The sequence below is a fragment of the Dermacoccus sp. BD5 genome, from assembly GCF_044878485.1.
Lineage (GTDB): Bacteria > Actinomycetota > Actinomycetes > Actinomycetales > Dermatophilaceae > Dermacoccus > Dermacoccus nishinomiyaensis.
On record NZ_JANJER010000002.1, the window covers coordinates 172886 to 198954 of the forward strand.

Sequence of the window (26069 nt, forward strand, 5' to 3'; positions counted from 1 at the left end):
GAGCGAATGTGGACGAAAAACGCAGATGAGGACGGGAATCGCAGATGGGGCGGGCCCCATGCGTGCCTGACGGGGTGGGAGCGGGGGCGCCGGTAGGCTGGCGGCAAGCCGATGTCCCCAACGTTCGGAGCGCTACGCCACCATGTCGCCCACCCAGTCGAGCCTCGCCACGACCTCGCCCTACTCGATCGTCGCCGTCGACGCTGACGAGTTCGTCCGGACGATCCACGACGCGGGCGCGCGCGTGCCCGTCGAGCAGTCGCCCGAGTGGGCGCGCTACGACGATTCGCTGCCGGGCCGCCGTCACTGGCGCTACCTGCTCGTCCACGACGCCGCGGGCGCTCACGTCGCCGCACTGAGCCTGACGGAGTTCGCCGGCCGCGCGCTCGTGCAGCTGTGGGGCAAGTTCGCCCCGATCTGGCTGACGCACGCGGCGCCCAGCGCCGCTGACGAGCGCGCCCTGCGCGACGCCCTGGCAGCGTACGTCAAGGCCGAGCACCCCAGGGCGGCACTCGTCCGCCTGCACGCCACGCACGCGGCGCCCGACCTCACCGAGCCGCTCACCGAGGTCTTCTACGACCGTACGCTCGTGCTCGACCTCTCGCTCAGCGAGGACGAGCTGATGGCGTCGATGTCGAAGAACGGCCGCCGTGACCTGCGGTACGGGCTCAAGAACGACGCCCTGGTCTTCACCGACGAGACGGGCATCAGCGAACAGGACTTCGCTGAGCAGGTCTTCCCCGTCTTCACCGAGACCGCCGAACGCGGCCACTTCGACCTGCGTCCCGCGCAGTTCTACTTCAACATGCTCTCCCAGCTCGGCCCCGACATCTGCCGCCTCTACACGGTGCGAGACACCTCTGCGGGCGGCGCCGTCGTCGCGTGGGCGCTCGTCACCATCTATGACGGCGAGGCGCGCTACTTCTACGCCGCGACGAGCGCGGCCGCCCGCAAGAGCTTCGCTGCCAACCGCATGGTCTGGGAGTGCATGCTCGCGGCGAAGAGCCGCGGCGCGTCGACGTTCGACTTCATGGGTCTCGGCAGCGACCGCGCGCCCGCGCTCAGCTCGCTCGACGGTTTCAAGCTCAAGTTCGGCAAGGACGGCGCGCGTGACGTCCCGGGCCCGTGGGATCTCGTCGTGCGCCCGCAGGTGCTCGCCGCGTACCGTGCGTCGACGAAGGCCAAGGCCCTCGTGCGTGACGCCCGCAGCAAGGGTCCGAGCACCGTTCGCAGCCTGCCGTCGCGGACGATGCGCACCGCCTCGTCCGCCGCCACCGCCCTCGCCGCCAAGGTCGCCGGCCCCGCACGCGGTGCGACACCGGGTCAGGGCGGCACTCCCGCGGTGCTGCCGGTCGTGCTCGACTTCACCCTCTCCGGCTACGCCCTGGCGCGCGCGTTCCACGAGCGTTACGGCCTGACGAGCGTCCTCGTCGTCCCGTTCACGACGGGCGCGACGGCCGACTCGACGCTGTTCCACGACACGCGAGAACTCGGGTTCGCCGCGATCAACGACCACGACCTCGTCCTCACCGAGATCCGCCATATCGCCGCTGAGAACCCCGATCTGACGATCATTCCGCTGACGAACAACGACGGCTACGTGCAGTCGTTGTCGGCGAAGCGCGACACGCTCGGCACCAACGTCGTCGTGCCACACGAGAGCCCCGCGATGCTCGAGCGCATCTCCGACAAGAACCACTTCAACGCCGTCTGCGCCGAGGCGGGCGTCGCGACGCCGGGCACCGTCATCCTCGACTTCGCCACCGGGCGCCCGAGCGCCGACGACGTCACCTTCCCTTACCCGATCATCGTCAAGCCCGCCGATTCGGCACTGCACAACGCCTTGTCGATGCCGGGCAAGAAGAAGCTGTACGAGGTCGACTCGCGCGACGAGCTCGACGCGCTCATCACCCGCCTCGTCGACGCGGGTTTCACCGGCGAGATGCTCGCGCAGGATCTCATCCCCGGCGACGAGATCCTGTCGGTCACGATGTACCGCGCGAAGAACGGCGAGATCACGCTGGCGCGCACGTCGCGGGTGCTCCTGCAGGATCCGCGCCCGGCCTACCTCGGCATCCCCGACGTCCAGGTCGTGCAGGACATGCCCGACGTCGTCGAAGCCTCGCGCCGCATCCTCGAGACGGCCGACTATCACGGCTTCGCCAACCTCGACGCCATCCGCGACCCGCGTGACGGTTCCGTCAAGTTCTTCGAGGTCAACCCGCGCTACGGACGCAACTGCTACTACGCCACCGGTTCGGGGGCGAACGTCGCCGAGCAGCTCGTCAGCGACCTCGTCGAGAACTCCCCCGTCACCGCGCCGGCGCCGTACGACGACCTCGTCTACACCGTCCTGCCGCCGCAGACCATCGCGCGTCTGCTGCCGAAGGGCGCAGAGCGCGACGGCGCTGCGGCGCTCGTCAAGCGCGGACGCTGGGCCGACCCGCTCAAGTACGACGGGGAGCGCAACCCGAAGCACAAGGCGTACGCGCAGATCGCGGCGTGGAACCACGTGCGCGCCTACCGCGGCGCGCCGCGCATCATCGGGGGCTGACGCCGCACGCAGTCTGTCGCTCACCTACTCGCCGCCCGGTCGAGCCCGGCATCGGTCCTCACTGATGCCGGGCTTCGTCATGCTCGCGCCGGCCGCGCCACAACCCTCCCCGTCCGAGACGCAACGAGAGCTGCATCACGTCGATGTGACCTGCATCATGTACAGTTTGGTCTGACCAATAATGGTCCGACCAAAGCTGAGCCAGCCTCCCCACCCCCGCAAGGAGTCCGCGTGATCACCTACACCGCGACCCCCGACGCCGTCGGCGACAGCCTGGCGCTGTCCGCTCTCGTGGGCTCGTTGCCCCTCCTCACGTTCTTCGCGATGCTGTTGATCGCCAAGGCCAGCGCCTACGTCGCAGGCCTCGCGAGCCTCGTCGTCTCGCTCGTCATCGCCGTCGTCGCGTTCGGCATGCCGACACACCTCGCCCTGCTGTCGGCGACACAGGGCGCCGTCTACGGTCTCGTGCCGATCGTGTGGATCGTCGTCATGGCGCTGTGGTTCTACCGGGTCACCGTCATCTCGGGCCGCTTCAACGACCTGCGCTCGATCTTCGACGCGATCGGCGGCGGCGACATTCGCATCCAGGCCATGCTCATCGCGTTCTGCTTCGGCGGCCTTCTCGAGGCCCTCGCCGGGTTCGGCGCGCCGGTCGCCATCACGGCGACGATGGTGCTCGCCCTCGGGCTCAAGCCGCTCAAGACGGCCGTCGTGTGCCTCATCGCGAACACGGCGCCGGTGGCGTTCGGCGCCGTCGCCATCCCGATCACGACCGCCGGCAACCTGACGGGCCTCGACCCCGCGCACATCGGTGCCGTCGTCGGCCACCAGGCACCGTTCTTCGCGATAGCCGTTCCCTTCTTCCTCATGATGATCATCGACGGCAAGCGCGGGCTCGTCCAGGCGTGGCCCGCTGCGCTCGTCACCGGTGGCGCGTTCGCGATCGCGCAGTGGTGGTGTTCGACGTACTTCTCGTACGAGTTGACGGACGTCGTCGCCTCGCTCGTCGGGCTCGCGGCCGCCATCGTCCTGCTGCGCTTCTGGAAGCCCAAGGGCGCCGACGACGTGCGTCGCAGCCTCGACATCGAAGCGCCCGTTCCCGCCGAGGCGCTCAGCGCCTCCCGCATCTGGATGGCCGTGCTGCCCTATCTGCTCGTCGTCGTCGTGTTCGGCATCGCGAAGCTGTGGAAGCTGGGCGTCGACATCCCTGCGAAGCTCAGCGCCACCGACGTCAAGATTCCCTGGCCGGGCCTCAACGGTGAGCTCGTCAACGCCAAGGGCAAGTCGATCTCCTCGACCGTCTACACGCTGCAGTGGCTGTCGAGCCCGGGCACGCTGCTGTTCCTCACCGGGCTCATCGTCGCGATCGTCTACTCCCTGCGTGACGGCGGCGGCCGCTTCCCGCTCACGCTGGGTGAGGCGTTCAAGGAGATCGGGCGTTGCTTCTACACGATGCGCTTCTCGGCACTGACGATCGCGTCGGTGCTCGCGCTCGCCTACGTCATGAACTTCTCCGGCCAGACCATCGCGATCGGCACGTTCGTCGCCGGGCTGGGCGCGTGGTTCGCGTTCCTGTCGCCCGTGCTCGGCTGGGTCGGCACCGCCGTCACCGGCTCGGACACCTCGGCGAACGCCCTGTTCTCGACGCTGCAGCAGACGGCCGCGGAGAAGGCCGGGCTCGACCCGCACCTCATGACGGCGGCCAACACCTCCGGTGGGGTCGTCGGCAAGATGATCTCGCCGCAGTCGCTGGCCATCGCGGCGACAGCCGTCGGCCTGCAGGGCAAGGAGTCGAAGATCTTCCGCGCCGTCGTGCTGTGGTCGCTCGGCATGCTGCTCGTGCTGTGCACGCTCGTCTACCTGCAGGCGCACGCCCTGTCGTGGATGCTGCCCTGAGTCAGCTCACCCTCTGACGCCCCGCATGACGGGCGGACGCATTCGGCGGTCCGCTCGTCATCCGCGACAATGTCGACGTGCACATCGCTCTCCCCATCTTTCTGCTCGTCGCGACGACGATCAGTGTCTCCGTCCTCGCGCGCCGCGTCGGCCTGTCCGCGCCGCTGCTGCTCGTCGCCATCGGCGCGGTGGCGTCGTACCTGCCGCAGGTCCCCGAGGTCCACGTCGACTCCGAAGTGATCCTGCTCGGGTTCCTGCCGCCACTGCTGTACGCGACGGCGATCCGCACCTCGATCATCGATCTCAAGCGCGACGTGTTCCAGATCGTCCAGCTGTCGATCCTGCTCGTCCTCGTGACGGCGTTCGCCGTCGGGCTCGTCTCGTGGTGGCTCATGCCCGTCGGGTTCGCCGCCGCGATGGCGCTCGGCGGTGTCGTCGCTCCCCCGGACGCCGTGGCCGCGACCGCCGTCGCCCGCCGCATCGGGTTGCCGCGACGTCTCGTCGCCATCCTCGAGGGCGAGTCGCTCTTCAACGACGCGACGGCCCTCGTCACCGTCGGCACCGCCGTAAGCGCGCTGACGGGGTCGTTCTCGGCGAGCAGGGCCGGCCTCGCCTTCGTCATCGCGGCGCTCGGCGGCATCGTCATCGGTGTCATCGCGTTCTACGTCATCGAGTTCGTGCAGAAGCACATCCGCGACGCCGTGACGAGCGTCGCGATCAGCATCATCACGCCGTGGGTCGCCTACCTCCCGGCGGAGGCGATCAAGGCATCTGGTGTCATCGCCGTCGTCGTCACCGGCGTGCTGCTCGGCTTCAAGGCGCCGTACTACAACACGGCGCAGGCGCGGGTCGCATCGCGGATGAACTGGAATTCGATCCAGTTCCTGCTCGAGAACATGGTGTTCCTGCTCATCGGCCTGCAGGTGTCGATGATCATCGACCAGGTCCAGACGTCGGACCTCGGCCTCGAACGCACCAGCCTGTACGCGGTCGCCGTCCTCGTCACCGTCATGCTCGTGCGGCCCATGTTCATCATCGCTGCGACCTGGCTCGGCAAGGTCTCGCGCTGGGATTCGCGCCCCCTCAGCCTGCGCGAGGGCGCCGTCGCCGGCTGGGCGGGCATGCGCGGAGTGGTGACGCTCGCCGCCGCGTTCCTGCTGCCGCCCGAGACGCCGCACCGCGAGTCGCTCGTCTTCATCGCGCTCGTCGTGACGATCGGCACGCTCGTCATCCAGGGCTTCACCCTCGGCCGCGTCGCCAACCTCATGAAGCTACGCGCGCCCGACCCGCGTGAGGACGCCCTCGCGCGCGCCCAGGTCATGCAGGCCTCCGTCGATGCCGGTGAGGCGGCGATGCGTAAGGCCCTCGCGGACGACCCGGAACTGGCGGACACCCCCGAGGCAATCATCAAGTCGCTGCAGAAGCAGGGCATGCGCCGCGCGAACCTGCAGTGGGAACTGCTCGGCAACAACGACACGATGGGACCGACGCAGCAGTACCGCATCCTGCGTCAGAAGATGATCGACGCCGAACGCGAGAAGGCGCTCGAGATGCGTAACGAGGGCCGCGTCGACCACGAGGTCATCGACAGCATCATGATGCAGCTCGACATCGAGGAGTCGATGATCGTCACCGCCGAGGAGCGCGATGCCGGGCTGCGCGATGCAGGCCCGCTGCTCACGCCGGAGGTTCGTCAGGGCGGCTGCGAACACCTGGAGAAGGCCGCGCGCGACGACGCCTCACCCCAGTCGCACGACGGCTGCCAGGGCTGCCTGGAGGAGGGTCGGACGTGGCTGCACCTGCGCATGTGCACCGAGTGCGGGTACGTCGGCTGCTGCGACTCCTCCGCCGGTCAACACGCGACGAAGCATTTCCGCGCGACCGGTCACCCCGTCATGCGCTCGTTCGAGGCGGGCGAGGAATGGCGCTGGTGCTTCGTCGACAACCTGCCGGGCTGACGGGCGTCCGGCCCGCCTCACCGCGCCGATATTCTTGAGCCCATGACCGTCCTCGTGCTCGCCTCGAAGTCCCCCGCCCGCCTCGCGACCCTGCGCAGCGCCGGCATCGAACCGTTCGTCCTCGTCTCCGACGTCGACGAGGACGCTGCCGTGGTCGCCGCCCGCGCGCAGCACGACGGGCCGGACGAACTCGCCGCCGAGGACGTGGCGCTGCTGCTCGCGAACGCGAAGTGCGAGGCCGTCGCGTCGGTGCTCGCGCAGGACGAGGTTCCGGCCGAGACGCCCGACGCGTTCATCGAGGACGGCGGCATCATCCTGGGGTGCGACTCGGTGCTCGAGTTCGACGGTGCGATCCTCGGCAAGCCCGCGGACGCCGCCGACGCCCGCGCGCGCTGGCACGCGATGCGGGGGCGCAGCGGCACCCTGCACACCGGTCACTGGATCGTCGACGACCGCGTCGAGGGCACCGGCGCGACGTTCGGTGCCGTCTCGTCGACGATCGTCCACTTCGCCGACCTCGACGACGCGGAGATCGACGCCTACGTCGCCACCGGCGAACCGCTGTGGGTGGCGGGCGCGTTCACGATCGACGGCCTCGCGGGCGCCTACGTCGAACGCATCGAGGGCGACCCGCACACCGTCGTCGGCCTCGGTCTGCCGCTGCTGCGCGAGATGCTCGCCGAGATCGGCGTCGCCTGGCACGAGCTGTGGAACATGGCAGCCTGACCTGGCTCGGTCAGCAGGGGCCACCGCACGGGCGCGTGGGGAAACTCTGATCCGTCGCCCTGTCGTCAACCCCTGACGGCGAGAGCTGGCCGCACCGCGTCCGGCACAGGGCGACGCATCGAAAGGCCACTTACGGCCCCCGTGCGCCTGATCACCTGAGACACTGTCAGCGCACGAACTCATGGGGAGGAACACGATGGGCAACTCGCGCGTCGCGGCATCGCTGACGGCACTGACGTGCGCGGCCGCCTTCGCGGCAGCACCGGCGTACGGCGAGGACGCCGCGACGAACACATTCGTTCCCGGCGGCCACGCGGTCGAGTTGTCCCTCGCCTCCGGCCAGGGCACGCCGCTGGCGCCGGGGCTGTACTCCTCGACGCTACCCGTCGACGCGGCGTCACGGTACGTCGAGGTCAAGCGCGGCGAGGGCGAGCGCCTCAGCGTCAGCATCAACGGCTCGGCGAGCTGGAAGGGCAACGCGTGGTCCGTCGACTCCGGCTCGCAGGGCCTGCAGCTCACGCTGACGACGGCGGACGGCGCCACGACATGCGGTTCCGACTCGGATTCGCTGACGAGCAGCGGCACGCCCGGGTTGCTCGCGACGCACGTCGACGTCGACGAGGCCAAGACGGCGCGCACGTCGTCATCGCTCGGTTCGGGCGCTGACGCCTGCCTGGCCGCGACGTCGTATCGGCTCGAGATCAAGCGCACCATCGACGGCGACAACGCCACGCCCATGCCCGTGCAGATCGCCGTGAAGCGCACGCCCCGCGTCAACGGCACCGTCAAGGTGCCTGCGGGCGAGGTGCCCGACATGACGACGCAGGCGCTCGAGGCGTCCACGACGGCGACGGCCGGTGACGGTTTCGCCAGCGCCACGATCCTGCGTCCCGGCGGGTACACGGTGAAGACGCCCATCGGCCGGCGCATGTTCTTCCGCGTGCATCTGTCGTGGGGTCAGCGCATGTCGTTCGGCTGGCAGGCGCCGAAGAACGGCACGACGTACAACCCGTCGCAGGATCTCAACCTGTCGATGCAGATGTTCAACCCCTCCCTCGTCTCCGCGACGCTGTCGGGCGCCGGGACGTCGTCGGGTTACCTGTTCGAGTCGTCGTCGGATTCGGGCTCGAAGGATCTCGGTGTCTACACCGCGCCGATCGACTACGGCAACGCGAACGTCGACTCGAGCGGCTCGGACGCACTGCAGTGGCACAGCGACCCGGGCTGGTACTACGTGGTGCTCGACGTGACGCCGTCGTCGTCGACGCCGAAGCCGAAGCTGCAGGATTCCTCGGAGTTCGACAGTGTCCTGTCCGTGCGCGTCACGGGGACGCCGAACGCGGGCCCGTCGATGGCGGTGCAGCAGCCCGAGCCGGGAAACGTCAGCGGCGTCGGCAAGTCGTCGGCCAACCCGCTGCTGTGGGGCGGCGCTCTCGTCCTCGGCATCGGCGCGGTCGTCGGGCTCGGGTACGTGCTGCGACGCCGCGAGAAGCACTGACGCTCGTCGGACGCCGTCAGACGCACTCGAGCCGTCGCCTGTCGCTGCAGGCCGACGTCTTGGCTGCCCGCGTCCTGCCGGCCGTCGTCAGCCCTGCCAGGAGTACGAGCCGTCCTTCTCGGTGCAGGTGAGGGTCTTGCCGCTCGTCGTCTGGGCGGTCGTGCCGGCGTCGGCGTAGGCGCAGACGCCGCCGGTGTTGGCGAGCTGCGGGTCGTACGCGCCGTCGCCCGCGCCCCACGGCTGCCAGAGCGCGAACGCTGCCGCGATGGCCGCCGCCAGAGCGGCCGGAGCCGCGATCCACGCCTTGACGGTGGGGCGACGGCGCACCGCTGCGCCGTCGATGACCGTGGCGGGCGCCGCGGAGGAGTCCGTGAACCCGTCGAGGGCGCGGGCGGCCGCACCTGCCTCGAGGCGGACGAACTCCCCTGACGTCGTCATCTCGGGCAGGCGGTCGGGGATCGGGCGGGCCGCCCATTCCTGCCAGGCGTTCTCCGGGAGCATGAGCCAGCTGAGGGCGTCGCGCGCGTTGGCGGGCCGCCGGTCGGCGACGGGATCGGCGAGGGCGACGAGCAGGTTCCACAGCGAGTCGGGGATACCCTCGGGGCGCGGGGGCACGTCGTCCTTGCGGACACGGATGCTCGCTCCGGGTTTGATGCCGGTCAGCATGTGCAGGCCCATCATTCCGGCGGAGTACAGATCCTGACGGGGGTCGGGATCGTCGCCCTTGGCCTGCTCAGGCGACATGTAGCCCGGTGTGCCGAGAACCATCTCGTTGCTCGTGAGGCGGGGCGCGTCGACGCTGACGGCGATGCCGAAGTCGGTGATCCACGCGGAGGGGCGGCCCATGCCGGTCGCTTCGAGCAGGATGTTGGCGGGTTTGATGTCGCGGTGCACGATGCCGGCGCTGTGGCAGGCGTCGAGTCCGTCGAGGATCTGGCGCATGAGTTCGGCGACCAACGGGTAGGGCAGGGCGCCGTTCTCCTTGACGAGTTCGCTGAGCGAGCCACCGTCGATGAGGGGCATCGTGAAGATGACGCGGCCGTCCTCGCCGGCCCAGCCGAGGGGGGTGACGACGTGGTTGTGCTCGATGCGCATGCCTTGTTCGCGCATGAAGCGCAGCAGCGATCCGGCGTCGGACTGGCGCAACAGTTTCGCTGCGACGAGGCGGCGCGACTTGTGGTCGTTGACGCGCCACACGGACCCCATGCCGCCCGCACCGATCTGGTCGATGAGTTCGTAGCGTCCAGCGAACATCTCACCCATGGGTTCGTCTGCCTCCCCGCAGCCTGCTCGAATGTGGTCTCAGCTTACGTGACCACAACCAGGAACGAACCCGTGTCGCACCGAGACAGGCCCCCAGGGCCTGGCCGGAAGATGCGGCAGAAAACATTTGATCGATGATGTGACGAAGCCCCACGCGAGCTTGCTCGCGCGGGGCTTCGTCACATCATCGATCAATTCAGGTCGTTCGGGTGCGAGCCGATGCGGCCGTCCTTGTCGTCGAGGTCGCTGATGGCGTGGAGGTCGTCTTCGGTGAGTTCGAAGTCGAGGACGTCGAAGTTCTCGGCGATGCGGGCGGGCGTCACGGACTTGGGGATGACGACGTTGCCGATCTGCAGGTGCCAGCGGATGATGACCTGCGCGACGGTCTTGCCGACGCGTTCGGCGATTCCTTCGAGCACGGGGTTGGTGAGGATGTCGCCGCCCTGGCCGAGGGGGCTCCAGGCTTCGACGACGATGCCGTTGTCGGCGCAGAAGTCACGGACGGCCTTCTGCTGGAACTTGGGGTGCAGTTCGACCTGGTTGATGGCGGGGAACTCGCCGGTCTCGTCCTTGAGGCGCTGCAGGTGCTCGGGTTCGAAGTTGCAGACGCCGACGGCGCGGATCTTGCCGGCGTCGCGCAGTTCGAGCATCGCCTTGAAGGTGTCGACGTAGGTGTCCTTCTCGGGCGTGGGCCAGTGGATGAGGTAGAGGTCGAGCGGCAGGATCGATTCGCCGCCGAGGCGTTCGATGGAGGCGTCGAAGGCCTTCTTCGTCGAGTCGGCCCCCTGGTCGTCGTTCCAGACCTTCGTCGTGAGGAAGATGTCGCTGCGCGGCACGTCGGAGGCGGCGATGCCCTGCCCGACGCCTTCTTCGTTGTCGTAGATGCGGGCGGTGTCGATGCTGCGGTAGCCGACCTTCAGGGCTTCCTGCACGGCGGCGGATGCGCCGTCGTTCTCGACCTGCCAGACACCGAAGCCCAACTGCGGCATCTCGATGCTCGCCGAGCCGGCCTGGAGGGTCACGGTGGGGACGTTCGTGTTCTCAGCCATGTCAGCGGTAACCACGCCGCGCGCTCTCGTATTCCGGCGTTGAGCGCTCGGATGACGTCGGTCCCGGCGCCTGAGGAACCTACCGCCGGGTATTCTCGCCGGTCACCCCCCGCGGCGATAAGGTCACGGACATGAGTTCTGTCACCAAGGTCCTGATCGCCAACCGTGGCGAGATCGCAGTCCGTATTGCGCGAGCGGCGAAGGACGACGGCATCGCCTCCGTGGCCGTCTACGCTGAACCCGACCGTGACGCTCTGCACGTGCGCGTCGCCGATGAGGCCTACTCCCTCGGCGGCTCGACGCCCGGCGATTCCTATCTCGTCGTCGACAAGATCCTCGACGTCGCGAAGCGTTCCGGCGCTGACGCCGTCCACCCCGGGTACGGTTTCCTCGCGGAGAACGCCGAGTTCGCGCAGTCCGTCCTCGATGCGGGCCTGACGTGGATCGGGCCGTCGCCCGCCGCCATCGACTCGCTCGGCGACAAGGTCAAGGCGCGTCACATCGCGACGAAGGCCGGCGCTCCCCTCGTGCCCGGTACGAAGGATCCGGTCGACGACGCGGACGAGGTCGTCGCGTTCGCGAAGGAGCACGGCCTGCCCGTTGCCATCAAGGCCGCCTACGGCGGTGGCGGACGCGGCCTCAAGGTCGCGCGAACGATCGAGGAGATCCCGTCGCTGTACGAGTCGGCTGTGCGCGAGGCCGTCACGGCGTTCGGGCGCGGCGAGTGCTTCGTCGAGCGCTTCCTCGACAGCCCGCGCCACGTCGAGACGCAGTGCCTCGCCGACAACCACGGCAACGTCGTCGTCGTCTCGACGCGTGACTGCTCGCTGCAGCGCCGCAACCAGAAGCTCGTGGAGGAGGCGCCGGCGCCGTTCGTCAGTGACGAGCAGCACGCCGAGCTGCTGCGGGCGTCGAAGGCGATCCTGCGCGAGGCGGGTTACTCGGGTGCGGGCACCTGCGAGTACCTCATCGGCACCGACGGCGTCATCAGCTTCCTCGAGGTCAACACGCGCCTGCAGGTCGAGCACCCCGTCTCCGAGGAGGTGACGGGTATCGACCTCGTGCGCGAGCAGTTCCGCATCGCCCGCGGCGAGGAGCTCGGCTATGACGACCCGACGCCGCACGCACACTCGATCGAGTTCCGCCTCAACGGCGAGGACGCAGGCCGGAACTTCCTGCCGGCGCCGGGCACCGTCGAGAAGTTCGAGGCGCCGAGCGGGCCGGGTGTGCGCGTCGATTCGGGGGTCGTCTCCGGCGACGTCATCGGTGGCGCGTTCGACTCGATGCTCGCGAAGATCATCGTGACGGGCCGCACCCGCAAGGAAGCGCTAGAGCGCTCGCGCCGCGCGCTGGACGAGACCGTCATCGAGGGCATGCCGACGGTGCTGCCGTTCCACCGCGTCGTCGTCGAGGATCCGGCGTTCGCGCCCGAGTTCACCGACACCCCCGACGCGCCGTTCAGCGTGCACACGCGCTGGATCGAGACGGAGTTCGACAACCAGATCTCGCCGTACGACGGCACGCCCGAGACCGCGGCCGAGCAGGCCGCCCGTCAGAGCGTCGTCGTCGAGGTCGGCGGCAAGCGCCTCGCGGTGTCGCTGCCGGGCGACCTCGCCGTGAGTTCCGGAGCGGGCAAGGGCCCCTCGGCCGGCCCGCGTCGCGCCGCACGCAAGGGCGGTGGCGGCGCCGCGGCGAGCGGTGACTCGCTCACCGCGCCGATGCAGGGCACCGTCGTCAAGGTGGCCGTCGAAGACGGCACCACGGTCGAAGCCGGCGACACGATCGTCGTCATCGAGGCGATGAAGATGGAGCAGCCGATCACCGCGCACAAGGCGGGCGTCGTCAGCGGCCTCGCCGCGACCGTCGGCGAGACGGTGACGGCCGGCACGGTCCTCGCGCAGATCAAGGACGTCGACGCCTGACGGCTCCGACGTTCGAACGCCCCGGCACGCCGAGCGTGCCGGGGCGCCTGCGTCTCACGGGTTCCTACGTCTCACGATGGACGCGAAACGCTGGTTGGCTCGATGCCCCGTAGCTCAGTGCGTGGGGCGCGCGTCCTCTGGCGACGCGGTGCCGAGCAGCACCATGCGCAGCGTCTTGTCGATGTACGGGCCGCGACGCTCCGCAGGCTGCGCGAGCGCCGACAGGACGATGCCCTCGATGCTCGCGACGGCCGTCTCGGCGCGCAGACGCGAATCGGAGCGCGCGCCGGTCTCCGAGGTGCGGCACACGATCGTCTCGACGATGCTGACGAGCTCGCTGCGCCACTCCCCCACGGCCGGCGCGAGCTCGGGCGTGCGCAGCGACTCGAGGGACAGTTCGAGGATCGCGACCATCAACGCGCCGTCGTCCTGCGTCACCCAGCGTTCGAGCAGGGCCGTCGCGAACGGTGCGGTGGCGAGCGGGTCGTCGGTGCCAGACGGGATTTGCTCGCCCAGCGCGCGGACCTGCACGGCCACGCGGGAGCCGACGTGCGTCGTCAGGCCGGCGAGCAGCGCGGCGCGCGTGCGGAAGCTGACCGAGCACGTGCCCTCGGGAAAACCCGCCTGACGATCGACCGCCCGGTGCGTCAGCCCACGCAGCCCACTCGTCGCGAGGACGCTCGTCGCTGCGTCGAGCAGCGCCGTCCGGCGAGGGTTCTCGCAGGCGCCATCGCTGGGCGCGCTCGTCCTCGTCATCGCGTGCGGCGAGGGATCAGAAGACGTCGCTGCTGTGCAGACGACGTGCGGCCTCGGCGATCGAACCCGTCATCGACGGGTACACCGAGAACGTGTTGGCGACCTGGTCGACCGTCAGGCGGTTCGCGACGGCCATGCCGATCGGGTAGATCAGCTCCGAGGCCTGCGGCGCGACGACGACGCCGCCGATGATCGTGTTCGACCCCGGGCGGGCGAACAGCTTGACGAAGCCGTCGGTGATGTTGCGCATCTTGGCGCGCGGGTTCGTCGAAAGCGGCAGCGTGACGACGCGCGCCTCGATCTTGCCCTCCTCGACGTCGGCCTGGCTGTAGCCGACCGTCGCGATCTCGGGGTCGGTGAAGATGTTGGCCGTGACGCCGCGCAGGTTGAGCGGCTGCACCGCGTCGCCGAGGGCGTGGTGCATGGCGACGCGCCCCTGCATCGCTGCGACGGACGCGAGCGGGTAGACGCCCGTGCAGTCGCCGGCGGCGTAGATGCCCTGCGCGCTCGTGCGCGAGACGCGGTCGGTGACGATGTGGCCCGAGTCGGTGAGGTCGACGCCCGCGGCCTCGAGGCCGATGCCCTTCGTCTGCGGGATCGAACCCACGGCGAGGATCGCGTGCGTCCCTTCGACCTTGCGTCCGTCCTCGAGCGTCACGACGACGGTGTCGCCTTCACGCGTTGCGGCCATGGCGCGGCTGCGATTGAGGACCGTCATGCCGCGGCGGCGGAAGACGTTCTCGATGACGGTGGCCGCGTCGGCGTCCTGGCCGGGCAGCACGCGGTCACGCGAGCTGACGAGCGTGACGTCGGCGCCGAGGCCGAGGTAGGCGTGCGCGAGTTCGGCACCGGTGACACCAGAACCGACGACGATGAGCTTCTCGGGGACCTCGGTGAGGTTGTAGATGTCCTTCCACGTCAGGATGCGCTCGCCGTCGGGCTTCGCGGTGTCCATGACGCGCGGGGTCGTGCCCATCGCGAGGAGGATGACGTCGGCGCGGATGTCCTCGGTCTCACCGTTCGTGAGCTCGGCCTCGACCCACCCGTGGCCCTTGACGCGTCCGGTGCCGCGCCGGATGCGCACGCCGACACTCTCGAGCTGAGCCTGGATGTCGACGGACTGCGCCTTCGCCAGGCGCAGGATGCGCTCGTTGACCTGGCCAAGGTTGGCGTGCGCGTGCTGGTTCTCTTCGTTGCCCTCGAAGCCGACGCCGAGGCGGCCGGCCGCCTCGAAGCGCGAGAGGAAGTCGGAGGTGGCGATCAGGGTCTTGGAGGGGACGCAGTCGGTGAGCACCGCGGCACCACCGAGGCCGTCACGGTCAATGACCGTGACCTGCGCACCGAGCTGGGCGGCGACGAGCGCGGATTCATAACCGCCCGGGCCACCACCGATGACGACGACAGACTTCTTCCGTGAGCTCACCCCCCTATCCAATCACTTGACGTCAAGAGACTTCGAATCGCGGGCACGTCGATGCATGTGGCGCGAGCAGGGCACGGCGGTAGGTGCGCCTGCAGGTGCGTCGGCGGGCGCATCGGCAACAGGGACGTTCGCGCGGTCCGCACCGGTTGTCGGCCTCGCCACGTACCCTGAAGGGGTGACTCAGCAGACCACTTCGCCCCTGTCCGATCCGACCGTCGATCCCTTCGAGATCGCGCGTGACGCCGCGCGCGTCATCGCCGAACGCACGGGCGTCGAGAAGCACGACGTGGCGCTCGTCCTCGGCTCCGGCTGGGGCCAGACCGCCGACCTCATCGGCGAGGTCAAGGCGACGATCGACAACACCGACGTGCCCGGGTTCGGCGCGGCGGCCGTCGCGGGTCACAGCGGGCAGATGCGCTCGATCGAGATCGAGGGCAGTGGCAAGCGCGCCCTCGTCTACGGCACGCGCACGCACTTCTACGAGGGCAAGGGGGTGCGCGCCGTCGTCCACGGCGTGCGTACCGCCGCGGCGGCCGGGTGCGACACCGTCGTGCTGACGAACGGGTGCGGCGGCCTGCGCCCCGAGTGGGGCCCGGGCACGCCCGTGCTCATGAGCGACCACATCAACCTGACGGCCACATCGCCGCTCGAGGGCGCGACGTTCGTCGACCTCACCGACCTGTACTCACCGCGCCTGCGCGACGTGGCGCGTTCGATCGACTCCTCGCTCGACGAGGGCGTCTACGCGCAGTTCACCGGGCCGCACTACGAGACGCCCGCCGAGGTGCGCATGGCGAAGACGCTCGGCGCCGACCTCGTCGGCATGTCGACGGCCCTCGAGGCCATCGCGGCGCGTCACGCGGTCCTCGAGGTGCTCGGCATCTCCCTCGTCACGAACCCTGCGGCGGGTATCAGCCCCACTCCGCTCGACCACGCCGAGGTCATCGAAGCCGGGCGGGCAGCGGCCGAGCGGTGTGGGCAGTTGCTGTCGGGCATCGTCCGGGCGCTGTGACGGCGCCGACCACCGAATCGATCACCGACGCGAGCGAGGAACCACGATGACGACCGACACGGCCCACCTGCTCGACCAGGCACGTGCCTGGATCGCCGACGACCCCGACGAGGTGACACGCGCAGAACTCGAATCCGTCGTGGCGGCCGCCGAATCCGGCGACGCTGCGGCGCTCGATGATCTGGCCGATCGATTCCGCGGACTGCTCGCCTTCGGTACCGCGGGTCTGCGCGGCGAGCTCGGAGCCGGGCCCAACCGCATGAACCGCGTCGTCGTCCTTCGTGCTGCGGCGGGGCTCACGCGCTACCTGCAGACCTTGCTCGGCAAGCGGGACGTCACGGTCGTCATCGGGTACGATGCGCGCACGAACAGTGACGTGTTCGCCGCCGACACCGCGGCCGTCGTCACCGCTGCGGGTGGGCGGGCGCTCGTCCTGCCGCGTCCGCTGGCGACGCCGGTGCTCGCGTTCGCGATCCGGTACGTCGGGGCTGATGCGGGCGTCATGGTGACGGCGAGCCACAACCCGCCGCAGGACAACGGCTACAAGGTCTACCTCGGCGACGGCAGCCAGATCGTCCCGCCCGCCGACGCCGAAATAGCCGCGGCGATCGACACGTTCCCGTCCGCGGCGTCGATCGAGCGCGCCGAGGACGGCTGGGAGACCCTCGGCGACGACCTCGAGGCCGATTACCGCGACGCCTGTGTCGCCTCGATCACCCCGGGCGGACCGCGCGACGTCGCCGTCGTCCACACGGCGCTGCATGGCGTCGGGTCGACGACGCTGCTCGCGGCGTTCGAGCAGGCCGGTTTCGCGCGCCCGACGCCCGTCGCGTCGCAGGAACAGCCCGACCCGCGCTTCCCCACCGTCAGCTTCCCGAATCCAGAAGAGCCCGGCGCGATCGACGCGGCGCTCGACCTCGCGCGCGAGGTGCGGCCCGACATCGTCATCGCCTCCGACCCGGACGCCGACCGCTGCGCCGTCGCCGCGCCCGACCCGAGGTGCGCGTCGGCTGAGGACCCCCAGGGGTGGCGCATGCTGCGCGGAGACGAGGTGGGGGTGCTGCTCGGGCAGCGTGCACTCGACCTCGCTGCGACCGGCGCGCTGCACGGCGTCGACGGGGGCGCGCCCGTGCTCGCCAACAGCATCGTCAGCTCGCGCCAGCTCGGCGCGATGGCGGCCGATGCGGGCGTCGCGCACGTCGAGACGCTGACCGGGTTCAAGTGGATCGCCCGGGTGCCCGACATTGCCTACGGCTACGAGGAGGCGCTCGGGTACTGCACCGCGCCGTCCGTCGCGCGCGACAAGGACGGCATCTCCGCGGGCCTCGCCGTCGCGGAACTGGCGGCCGGGTTGAAGGCCGAGGGCCGCACCCTCGTCGACCTGCTCGACGACCTCGCCCGCCGCCACGGCGTGTACGCGAGCGACTCGTTCAGCATCCGCGTCGCCGAGCTGGCGCAGATCCCCGCCATCATGGCGGCCCTGCGCGAACGACCTGCGACGCAGATCGGAGACGTCGTCGTCGCGCAGTTCCACGACCTCGCCCTCGGTGACGGCGGCCTGCCGCCGACCGACGGCCTGCGCTACCTGCTCGCCGACGGCACCCGCGTCATCGTGCGCCCGAGCGGAACCGAGCCGAAGGTCAAGGTCTACCTCGAGGCGATCGTGCCCGTGGACGACCTGGCGCCCGGCGTGGACGACGCCCTGGCCGCGGCGCGTGCGGAGGCGGCCCGCCGTCTCGCCGCGACGCGGCGTGCGATGGAGGAGCTCACCGCACTGTGACGTCTCACGAGAGCGCCGCCGAAGGGGCCCTTCCGACGAGCGACGTTGCCCCCGAGAAGGTTTCGACGACTCACCCGCCGGCTCCGGCTGACGCAGACGGGCCTGTCGTGGGCGCGCGGGGAGCGCTCGCCCGCGTCATCGTCGTGTCGGGGCCGTCGGGCAGCGGCAAGTCGCGGCTGGCTCGCCAGTTGTGCGCGAGCCACGGGTGGCCGTTCGTCAATCTCGACGACTTCTACCGCGATCACGACGCGCCCGATCTGCCGCGGTTCGCCTCGGGCGAGATCGACTGGGACAACGCCGGCACGTGGAACGTCGAGGCCGCTGCGCAGTCGCTGGAGCGGTTGTGCCGCACCGGTGCCACCGACGTGCCGCAGTACTCGATCTCGCAGAGTCGTGCGACGGGCACGCACTCCGTCACGCTCGACGGAGCCCGGTTCGTCGTCGCCGAGGGCATCTTCGCGCCCGACGTCATCGCCCCGCTCGCCGAGCGCGGTGTGCTCGGCGAGGCGTGGTGCCTGCGTCGCAACCGGACGGTGACTGCGGCCCGGCGGTTCATCCGCGACGTGGCCGAGCGCCGCAAGCCCCCGCTCGTCCTCGTGCGGCGTGGGGCGCGGCTGTGGCGGGACGAACCCGAACTCGTCAGAGCGCACCTGGCGCGCGGCGCCCAACCCGTCACGTTCTCCGAGGCCGTGCGCCGCGCTGCGGCGCTGCAGTCGTCAGCGATCTGACGGGCGCACCTGGGCGGCGCTCAGGGTGCACGTGCTCGGCCACCGAACGCAGCAGCGTGGGTCACCGACCAGGTCAGGCACGTCAGGCGCGGGCCGCGGCGAACCCGGGTTTGATGACGTCCATGATGATCGCGAGGCGCTCGTCGAACGGGATGAACGCCGACTTCATCGCGTTGACGGTGACCTTCTCGAGGTCGTCGAGACCCCAGCCTGCCTCGCTGACGAGCCCGGTCATCTCCTTCGTCATCGACGTGTCGCTCATGAGGCGGTTGTCGGTGCTGAGCGCGACGCGGAAACCGAGTGCCAGCAGGAACGAGATGGGGTGGCTGCGCAGCGACAACGCCGCACCCGTCTGCAGGTTCGAGATCGGGCACACCTCGAGCGCGATGCGCCGATCGCGGACGAAGGCGGCGAGGCGCCCGAGGCGGACGTCGGCCTCCCCCGCCCGAACACGCTCAGGCAGCGCGGCGCGAGCCGGCTCGTCGAGTTCGGGGTAGGCGACGCCGTCGATCGTGATGTCGTCGGTGATGCGCACGCCGTGCCCGAGCCGTTCGGCGCCGCAGTACTGGATGGCCTCCCAGATGCTCGGCAGCCCGAATGCTTCACCGGCGTGGATCGTGAAGTGCGCGTTCTCGCGGCGCAGGTACTCGAACGCGTCGAGGTGGCGTGTGGGAGGGAAACCGGCCTCGGCGCCGGCGATGTCGAAACCGGCGACGCCCTGGTCGCGGTAGGCGACAGCGAGTTCGGCGATCTCGACGCTCTTCGCGGCGTGGCGCATCGCCGTCAGCAGGGCGCGCATGACGATGGGCCTGCCCTGCTCGGCGGCGCGTTCGGCACCGCGTCGGAAGCCTTCGAGCACAGCGTCGACGACCTCGGTGAGGGCCAGACCCTTCTCGATGTGCAGCTCCGGCGCGAAGCGGACCTCGGCGTAGACGACGCCGTCCGCCGCGTGATCCTCGGCGCACTCGGCGGCGACGCGGACGATGGCGTCGCGGGTCTGCATGACGCCGACGGTGTGCTCGAACGTCTCGAGGTAACGCACGAGCGAACCCGAGTCGGCGCTGTCACGGAACCAGCGCGCGAGTGTCTCGGCGTCGTCGGCCGGCAGCGCGTCGTAGCCGGTCTTGCGCGCGAGTTCGAGGACGGTCGCCGGACGAACCCCACCGTCGAGGTGATCGTGCAGCACGACCTTCGGCAGCGCCGCGACGACGTCCTGTGTGAGTGCCCGCGCCGCCGTTTCGTCCAAGCTGTGTGTCGTCGCAGAGGTGTCAGTCATGGCCCAAGTGTAGGGCTCACCTGCCCCGTCCCCATCTGCGATTCTTGTCCACATTCGCGATTTTCGTCCACCTCTGCGAACGGCGTCCACCTTCGCGATTTCCGTCCCCATTCGCACATCTCGTCCCCATCTTCGGTTTTCGGTCACTCTCGCAAGAGTGACTGAAAATCGGAGATGGGGACGAGATTCGCAAGGGTGGGCAGGAATCGCCGAAGGGGACGGGAATCGCGAATGTGGACGAAAATCGCAGGTGGGGCAGGGTCAGGCGATGCGGTCGATGACGATGTCACGCGGCGTGGATGACCCGGCGTCGGCGCTGACGTCGTAGCTGCCGTCGAGGGCGGCCGCGGCGCGCTCGAAACGCTCCGGCGTGTCGGTGTGCAGCGTCATGAGCGGCGTGCCGGCGCTGACGGTCTCGCCGGGCTTGGCGTGCAGTTCGATGCCCGCGCCGGCCTGCACCGGGTCCTCCTTGCGCGCACGGCCCGCGCCGAGTCGCCACGCCGAGACGCCGACGGCGAGTGCGTCGAGGCGCGTCAGCACGCCGTCGCTCGGCGCGGTGATGACGTGCGACTCCTTCGCCACGGGCAGTTCGGCGTCGGGGTCGCCGCCCTGCGCGGCGACCATGCGGCGCCACGCGTCCATCGCACGCCCGTCGCTCAGCGCTGCGCGTACGGCCGATTCGTCCTGGGGCCGACCGGCGCCGGCGAGCATCTCGACGGCGAGTGCCACCGTGAGGTCGACGACGTCCTTCGGGCCGCCCCCGGCGAGCACCTCGACCGATTCGCGCACCTCGAGAGCGTTGCCGGCCGTCAGCCCGAGCGGCGTCGACATGTCGGTCAGCAGCGCGACCGTGTTGACGCCGGCGTCGTTGCCGAGGTCGACCATCGTGCGCGCCAGTTCGCGGGCGTCGTCCTGCGTCTTCATGAACGCACCCGAGCCGACCTTGACGTCGAGCACGAGCGCGCCCGTGCCCTCGGCGATCTTCTTGCTCATGATCGAGCTGGCGATGAGCGGGATGGCCTCGACGGTGCCCGTCACGTCACGCAGCGCGTACAGCTTCTTGTCGGCGGGTGCCAGCCCGTCACCGGCGGCGCAGATGACGGCGCCGACCTCGTCGAGCTGACGCATCATCTCGGCGTTCGTCAGCCCTGCACGCCACCCGGCGATGGCCTCCATCTTGTCGAGCGTGCCGCCGGTGTGACCGAGCCCGCGGCCCGACAGCTGCGGCACGGCGACGTCGAACACCGCGACGAGCGGCGCGAGCGGCAGCGTGATCTTGTCGCCCACTCCCCCGGTCGAGTGCTTGTCGGCCGTGGGCACGCGCAGGGACGAGAAGTCCATCCGCTCACCGCTCGCGATCATCGCTGCGGTCCAGCGTGCGATCTCGTCCCGCGTCATGCCGTTGAGCAGGATCGCCATCGCCATCGCCGACATCTGCTCGTCCGCGACGGCGCCGCGTGTGTAGGCGTCGATGATCCAGTCGATCTCGTCGCGGCTCAACGTGCCGCGGTCGCGCTTCGTGCGGATGAGGTCAACGGCGTCGAACGCCTCGTGGGTGGAGGCAGCGGAGGTCATGATTCGCCTTTCAGCTGGGCGGCGGAGGTGGCGACGGCGTCGAGGTTGGTGACGCCGAACGCGTGCGGAAGGAGCTCGACGAACGGCAGCGGGTCGCGCCCGTCCATGTCGATGAGCAGGCCAGGTGAATCGACGGACGGCGCCACGGCGTGCTCGGCCAGCAACTGACGGCAGCGTCCACACGGCGTGATCGGGGTGCCGTTGCCGTCGACGCACGACAGCGCGACGAGCCGCTCGCGCGCCGCAGTCGCATCGACGACCGGGCCCGCCCCGCCGTCAGACAGGCCGGCGTCGGAACAGTCTGCGCCGGCCATCGCGTTGTCAGCCACACCAGCGTTCACACCCCCGCCGAGACCGTCTCGGTCAGACGTGTTCAACAGTGACGACACAAGCCCGCACTCGGCGCACAGCGCGACGCCATAGGCGGCGTTCTCGACGTTGCAGCCGGTGAGCACGCGACCCGAGGTCGTGAGCGCGGCGACGCCGACCGGGAACCGGCTGTAGGGCACGTAGGCGCGCCGCGACGCGGCGATGGCCTCGGAGCGCAGGTGCGCCCAGTCGGGTGTCTGCGCAGCCGAGGCCGTCACGCGTGAGTGCTCGCTCACCCGGCTTCACCCTTGCGGTAGACGTCACCGTCGGCCGCCGGCATGCGAAGGTGCTGGCTGGCGAACGCCATGACGAGCAGGGTCACGACGTATGGCGCCGTGCTCGTGAGGTTCGGGTCGATCGTGTTCGAACCGAAGTACCAGCTCAGCACGAGCACCGCCGTCACCGCCAGGATCACCGCCGGCAGCACGCGACGACGCACCGCCATCCAGATCGCGCCGACGATGACGCCCGCGCCGACGAGCAGCAGCAGCGCATGCACCTGGTCGCCGCCGCGCAGCTGCAGCGCCTGCGTGTAGCCGAACAGCAGCGCGCCGAGGGCGGTGCCGAGCGGCATCCAGTTGCCGAAGATCATCGCGGCGAGACCGATGTACCCGCGCCCGCCGGTCTGGCCCTGCTGGAAGCCGTCGGAGGCGACCATCGCGAGGAAGCCGCCGCCGAGGCCGGCGAGGGCGCCGGAGACAAGCACCGCGATCGTCTTGTAGAGGTAGACGTTGACGCCGAGCGTCTCGGCGGCCTGCGGCGCCTCACCGCAGCTGCGCAGACGCAGACCGAACGGCGTGCGCCACAGCACGTACGCTGTCGCCGCGATGAGCAGGACGGTGATGAGCGTCAGCCACGACACGTTCGTCAACAGGCCGCCGAGGATGCCGGCGAGGTCGGAGACGAGGAACCAGTGCTTGCCCTCGAGATCCGACAGCGCTGACGAACCGGGCACGGTGAACGTGCCGATGTCCGGCAGGCTGGGGCTTTGCGTCGCACCGCCGCCGGGCAGGCTCGAGAAGAAGCGTTCGGCGAGGAACTTCGTCAGGCCCGCGCCGAGCAGGTTGATCGCGACACCGGAGACGATCTGGTCGACGCCGAAGAACACCGTCGCGATGGCGTGCAGCACGCCGAACAGCATGCCGCCGGCGATCGCTGCGATGACGCCCGCCCACGCGCCCCAGTGGTAGGCCGCGTATGCCGCCGACCAGGAGCCCATGATCATCATGCCCTCGAGCCCGATGTTGACGACGCCCGCGCGCTCTGACCACAGACCACCGAGGCCCGCCAGCGCGAGCGGGACGGCGGCGACGACGGCCGCGGAGATCGCGTTGGCCGAGTCGATGTCGTTGACGCCCGTCGCGACACGCAGTACGGACAGCGCGACGAGGATGCCGAGCAGGCCGAGCGGCAGCAGGGCCTTGCGACCGAGACGGTGGGTGATCCCTGCCGCGGGTCGGGTTGCGACGGTGCTCATGCGCTCGCTCCTGCGGTGTTTCCGGCGGCCAGTTCCGCGGCGACGTGGCGCTGTTCGATGCTCTTGTCCCAGCGGCGCACGAGTTCGTACGCGATGACGACGGCGAGCACCATGACGCCCTGGATGATGTTGACGAGGGAGGCGTTGACGCCGGCGTTGATCTGCAACGCGTCGGACTGGCCGTTGAGGTAGGCCCACAGCAGCGCGCCGAACGCGATGCCGATCGGGTTGTTGCGTCCGATGAGTGCGACGGCGATGCCCGCGAAGCCGAGACCGCTCTGGCTGTTGGAGCCATAGTTGTAGTCCTGGCCGAACAGCTGCGGCATGCCGACGAGACCGGCGACGGCGCCGGACATCAGCATCGCGGAGATCGTCATGCGCTTGACGTTGACACCGCTCGCGACGGCCGCGGATTCCGACGTGCCGGTCGCGCGCAGGTCGAAGCCGAAGCGCGTGCGGTTGATGACGAACCAGTAGACCAGGCCGACGATGACGGCGAGGATGCCGAGGCCGTAGATCGGCCCACCGGACAGGTTCGCGAGCGCCGGCACGTGCGAGCTGTCGGGGATACTCTTCGTCACCGTGGCATTCGATCCGGGCGTGCGATCGGCGACCTTGTTGAGCAGCCACGCGACAACACCCGTCGCGATCGAGTTGAGCATGATCGAGCTGATGACCTCGGACACGCCGCGCGTCACCTTGAGCACGGCGATGATCCCGGCCCAGACCGCGCCGACGAGCATCGCGAGCAGCAGCGCGAAGATGACGTTGAGGAAGCCCGGGAGCCAGCCCTGCGCCGCGAAGAGCGCGGCGGCGAACGCGGCGACACGGTACTGGCCGTCGACGCCGATGTTGAACAGGTTCATCCGGAAGCCGATGGCGACGGCGACGCCCGACAGGTACAGCACGGCGGTGTCGTTGATGATCGCCTCGGTGACGCCCGGCATCGGCGAGGACAGGAACACCTGCCACACCGGCCCGACGGAGTTTCCGAGCGCGAGCAGGACGATCGACGTCAGCACCACGGCGATGGCGATGGCGAGCAGCGGCGCGGCGAGCGCGACGCCGACGCGGCGGAGGGTGGAGTTCATCGGACGGTGTCCTCGCTCGTGCCGGCGGCGGTGGCGCCGGTCGTGTTCTCGGTCTTCGAGGTCGTGGGAATGGGTGCGCTCGAGTCGCTCGCGTCCGAACCGGCACCCGTCATCGCGGCGCCGAGCTGTTCGGCGGTCACGTGATGGGGGTCGAACTCGCCCGACAGCCGCCCTCGCAGGATGACTCGGATCGTGTCGGACAGGCCGATCAGTTCGTCGAGGTCGGCGGAGATGAGCAGCACGGCAAGACCTTCGCGGCGTGCGTCCTTGATGTGATCCCAGATCGCGGCCTGCGCGCCGACGTCGACACCGCGCGTCGGGTGCGCGGCGACGAGGACGCGCGGTGCGTGCGACATCTCGCGCCCGAAGATGAGCTTCTGCTGGTTGCCGCCCGACAGCGACCCGGCGGTCACGTCGATGCTCGGCGTGCGCACGTCGTACTCGCTGACGATGCGCTGCGTGTCCTCCTTCGCCGCGCCGGGCGTGAGGCGCCAGCCCTTGCTCGCGGGGGCCTGTCGCTGGTGGCCGAGCATGCGGTTCTCCCACAGCGGCGAACCGAGCAGCAGCGCGTGACGGTGACGGTCCTCGGGGATGTAGCCGACCCCGCTGTCGCGGATCTGCTTCGTCGGCCAGGTCGTGACGTCGTCGTCGCCGATGACGACGTGGCCGCTGTCGGCGCGGCGCATGCCGAGGATCGTCTCGACGAGTTCGGCCTGGCCGTTGCCCTCGACACCGGCGATGCCGACGACCTCGCCGGCGCGGATGACGAGGTCGATGTTCGACAGCAGCGCCGGGCCGCCGGCGCGGTCGGCGAGCGTCAGCCCGTCGAGGCGCATGACGACGCGGTCGGTGACGGTCGATTCCTGCGTCTCGGGGGTGGGCAGCTGCGAGCCGACCATGAGTTCGGCGAGCTGCTTGCTCGTCACCGACGCGCTCTTGACGCGGTCGATCGTCGTGCCGCGGCGGATGACGGTGATGTCGTCGGCGACGCCGCGCACCTCGTCGAGCTTGTGCGAGATGAACAGCACCGTGAGGCCTTCGGCCTTCATCTCGGCGAGGTTCGCGAACAGTTCGTCGACCTCCTGCGGCACGAGCACGGCCGTCGGCTCGTCGAGGATGAGGATCTTCGCCCCGCGGTAGAGCACCTTGAGGATCTCGACGCGCTGGCGGGCGCCGACGCCGAGGTCGGCGACGAGCACGTCGGGGTGGACGCCGAGCCCGTAGGCCTGCGAGATGCGCGTGATCTCCGCGCGCGCCTTCGCCCCGATGCCGTGCAGCTTCTCGGCGCCGAGGACGACGTTCTCGAGGACGGTGAGGTTGTCCGCGAGCATGAAGTGCTGGAACACCATGCCGACGCCGGCCTTGATCGCGTCCTTCGGCGACGAGAACGAGACCTCGTCACCGTTGATGCGGATCGTGCCCTCGTCGGGCTTCTGCACGCCGTAGAGGATCTTCATGAGCGTCGACTTGCCGGCACCGTTCTCCCCCACGATGGCGTGGATCGTGCCGCGCTCGACCTGCAGGTACAGGTCGGAGTTCGCGACGACGCCGGGGAATCGCTTCGTGATGCCTTGCAGGTCGACGGCGAGGGGCCCCTGCGGGGGCGCGCTGACGTCGGGCGCCGCGGCCGACGTCGTCGTGGGATCGGTGGTGTCGATGACGCACACTCCTGCTCGAACCGTGAAGGCCCGGCAAGCAGAACACCCGCTTGCCGGA

At 69.8% G+C, this 26069-nt stretch carries 19 protein-coding genes; 9 read left to right on the forward strand and 10 right to left on the reverse strand.

All coding sequences use genetic code 11. From position 1 onward, the window contains the following. Positions 1 to 142: 142 nt before the first annotated feature. The 5 genes from NQ706_RS02445 to NQ706_RS02465 all read left to right on the forward strand — a co-directional run bounded on the left by NQ706_RS02445 (position 143) and on the right by NQ706_RS02465 (position 8632). The gene (locus NQ706_RS02445) at positions 143 to 2554 is read left to right on the forward strand and encodes a GNAT family N-acetyltransferase (protein WP_051806034.1); all 2412 of its coding nucleotides are present in this window, start codon (positions 143 to 145) and stop codon (positions 2552 to 2554) included. A gap of 231 nt (positions 2555 to 2785) precedes the next feature. Then, positions 2786 to 4450, forward strand: a complete 1665-nt coding sequence (locus tag NQ706_RS02450) for an L-lactate permease (protein ID WP_038569003.1) — start codon at positions 2786 to 2788, stop codon at positions 4448 to 4450. A 77-nt stretch (positions 4451 to 4527) separates the two neighbouring features. Continuing rightward, the gene (locus NQ706_RS02455) at positions 4528 to 6408 is read left to right on the forward strand and encodes a Na+/H+ antiporter (protein WP_038569005.1); all 1881 of its coding nucleotides are present in this window, start codon (positions 4528 to 4530) and stop codon (positions 6406 to 6408) included. A 42-nt stretch (positions 6409 to 6450) separates the two neighbouring features. After that, positions 6451 to 7134: a nucleoside triphosphate pyrophosphatase gene (locus NQ706_RS02460; RefSeq protein ID WP_038569007.1), complete on the forward strand. Its 684-nt coding sequence runs from the start codon at positions 6451 to 6453 to the stop codon at positions 7132 to 7134. A 196-nt stretch (positions 7135 to 7330) separates the two neighbouring features. Further along, entirely contained in the window at positions 7331 to 8632 is a 1302-nt protein-coding gene (locus tag NQ706_RS02465) for a hypothetical protein (RefSeq protein WP_038569009.1), read from the forward strand. 87 nt (positions 8633 to 8719) lie between these two features. Here the strand turns inward: NQ706_RS02465 and NQ706_RS02470 are convergent, their stop codons facing one another. Together NQ706_RS02470 and NQ706_RS02475 are read right to left on the reverse strand one after the other, a co-directional pair. Further along, positions 8720 to 9895 carry a serine/threonine-protein kinase gene (locus NQ706_RS02470; protein ID WP_051806035.1) on the reverse strand — a complete coding sequence of 392 codons (1176 nt, stop codon included), beginning with the start codon at positions 9893 to 9895 and terminating at the stop codon, positions 8720 to 8722. A 191-nt stretch (positions 9896 to 10086) separates the two neighbouring features. Further along, positions 10087 to 10944 (reverse strand): aldo/keto reductase, encoded by an 858-nt coding sequence (locus NQ706_RS02475; RefSeq protein ID WP_038569011.1) that lies wholly within the window; start codon positions 10942 to 10944, stop codon positions 10087 to 10089. Positions 10945 to 11075: 131 nt separating this feature from the next. Between NQ706_RS02475 and NQ706_RS02480 the strand changes: the two genes are divergently transcribed. Then, positions 11076 to 12866, forward strand: coding sequence for a biotin carboxylase N-terminal domain-containing protein (locus NQ706_RS02480; protein ID WP_038569013.1), 1791 nt, complete (start codon positions 11076 to 11078; stop codon positions 12864 to 12866). Positions 12867 to 12980: 114 nt separating this feature from the next. Here the strand turns inward: NQ706_RS02480 and NQ706_RS02485 are convergent, their stop codons facing one another. Continuing rightward, positions 12981 to 13622, reverse strand: coding sequence for a TetR/AcrR family transcriptional regulator (locus tag NQ706_RS02485; protein WP_051806038.1), 642 nt, complete (start codon positions 13620 to 13622; stop codon positions 12981 to 12983). A gap of 16 nt (positions 13623 to 13638) precedes the next feature. Beyond that, entirely contained in the window at positions 13639 to 15045 is a 1407-nt protein-coding gene (locus NQ706_RS02490) for an NAD(P)H-quinone dehydrogenase (protein WP_006947339.1), read from the reverse strand. Positions 15046 to 15220: 175 nt separating this feature from the next. On the opposite strand from NQ706_RS02490, the gene NQ706_RS02495 reads away from it, so the two are divergent. Genes NQ706_RS02495 through NQ706_RS02505 form a run of 3 tightly spaced genes read left to right on the forward strand, consistent with a single transcriptional unit; the run spans position 15221 to position 18565 of the window. Then, positions 15221 to 16057 carry a purine-nucleoside phosphorylase gene (locus NQ706_RS02495; RefSeq protein ID WP_038569015.1) on the forward strand — a complete coding sequence of 279 codons (837 nt, stop codon included), beginning with the start codon at positions 15221 to 15223 and terminating at the stop codon, positions 16055 to 16057. 46 nt (positions 16058 to 16103) lie between these two features. Beyond that, complete coding sequence (locus NQ706_RS02500; protein WP_038569018.1) at positions 16104 to 17837, forward strand: phospho-sugar mutase; 1734 nt, start codon at positions 16104 to 16106, stop codon at positions 17835 to 17837. Then, positions 17834 to 18565, forward strand: coding sequence for a uridine kinase (locus NQ706_RS02505; RefSeq protein ID WP_235181936.1), 732 nt, complete (start codon positions 17834 to 17836; stop codon positions 18563 to 18565). Before NQ706_RS02500 ends, NQ706_RS02505 begins: the two co-directional genes overlap by 4 nt. A gap of 82 nt (positions 18566 to 18647) precedes the next feature. Here the strand turns inward: NQ706_RS02505 and NQ706_RS02510 are convergent, their stop codons facing one another. The 6 genes from NQ706_RS02510 to NQ706_RS02535 form a co-directional block, all read right to left on the reverse strand. Beyond that, a complete protein-coding gene (locus NQ706_RS02510) occupies positions 18648 to 19841 on the reverse strand; it encodes an adenosine deaminase (protein ID WP_050786631.1) in 1194 nt (397 codons plus the stop codon). A gap of 261 nt (positions 19842 to 20102) precedes the next feature. After that, positions 20103 to 21416, reverse strand: coding sequence for a thymidine phosphorylase (locus NQ706_RS02515; protein WP_038569020.1), 1314 nt, complete (start codon positions 21414 to 21416; stop codon positions 20103 to 20105). Further along, positions 21413 to 22021 carry a cytidine deaminase gene (locus tag NQ706_RS02520; RefSeq protein ID WP_062257018.1) on the reverse strand — a complete coding sequence of 203 codons (609 nt, stop codon included), beginning with the start codon at positions 22019 to 22021 and terminating at the stop codon, positions 21413 to 21415. Before NQ706_RS02520 ends, NQ706_RS02515 begins: the two co-directional genes overlap by 4 nt. Beyond that, positions 22018 to 23262 carry an ABC transporter permease gene (locus NQ706_RS02525; protein ID WP_006947380.1) on the reverse strand — a complete coding sequence of 415 codons (1245 nt, stop codon included), beginning with the start codon at positions 23260 to 23262 and terminating at the stop codon, positions 22018 to 22020. The genes NQ706_RS02520 and NQ706_RS02525 overlap by 4 nt, the downstream gene beginning before the upstream one ends. After that, on the reverse strand, positions 23259 to 24353 hold the full coding sequence (locus tag NQ706_RS02530) for an ABC transporter permease (protein ID WP_038569022.1): 1095 nt from the start codon (positions 24351 to 24353) through the stop codon (positions 23259 to 23261). The genes NQ706_RS02525 and NQ706_RS02530 overlap by 4 nt, the downstream gene beginning before the upstream one ends. After that, on the reverse strand, positions 24350 to 26020 hold the full coding sequence (locus NQ706_RS02535; RefSeq protein ID WP_051806040.1) for an ABC transporter ATP-binding protein: 1671 nt from the start codon (positions 26018 to 26020) through the stop codon (positions 24350 to 24352). The genes NQ706_RS02530 and NQ706_RS02535 overlap by 4 nt, the downstream gene beginning before the upstream one ends. Between the last annotated feature and the right edge of the window lie 49 nt (positions 26021 to 26069).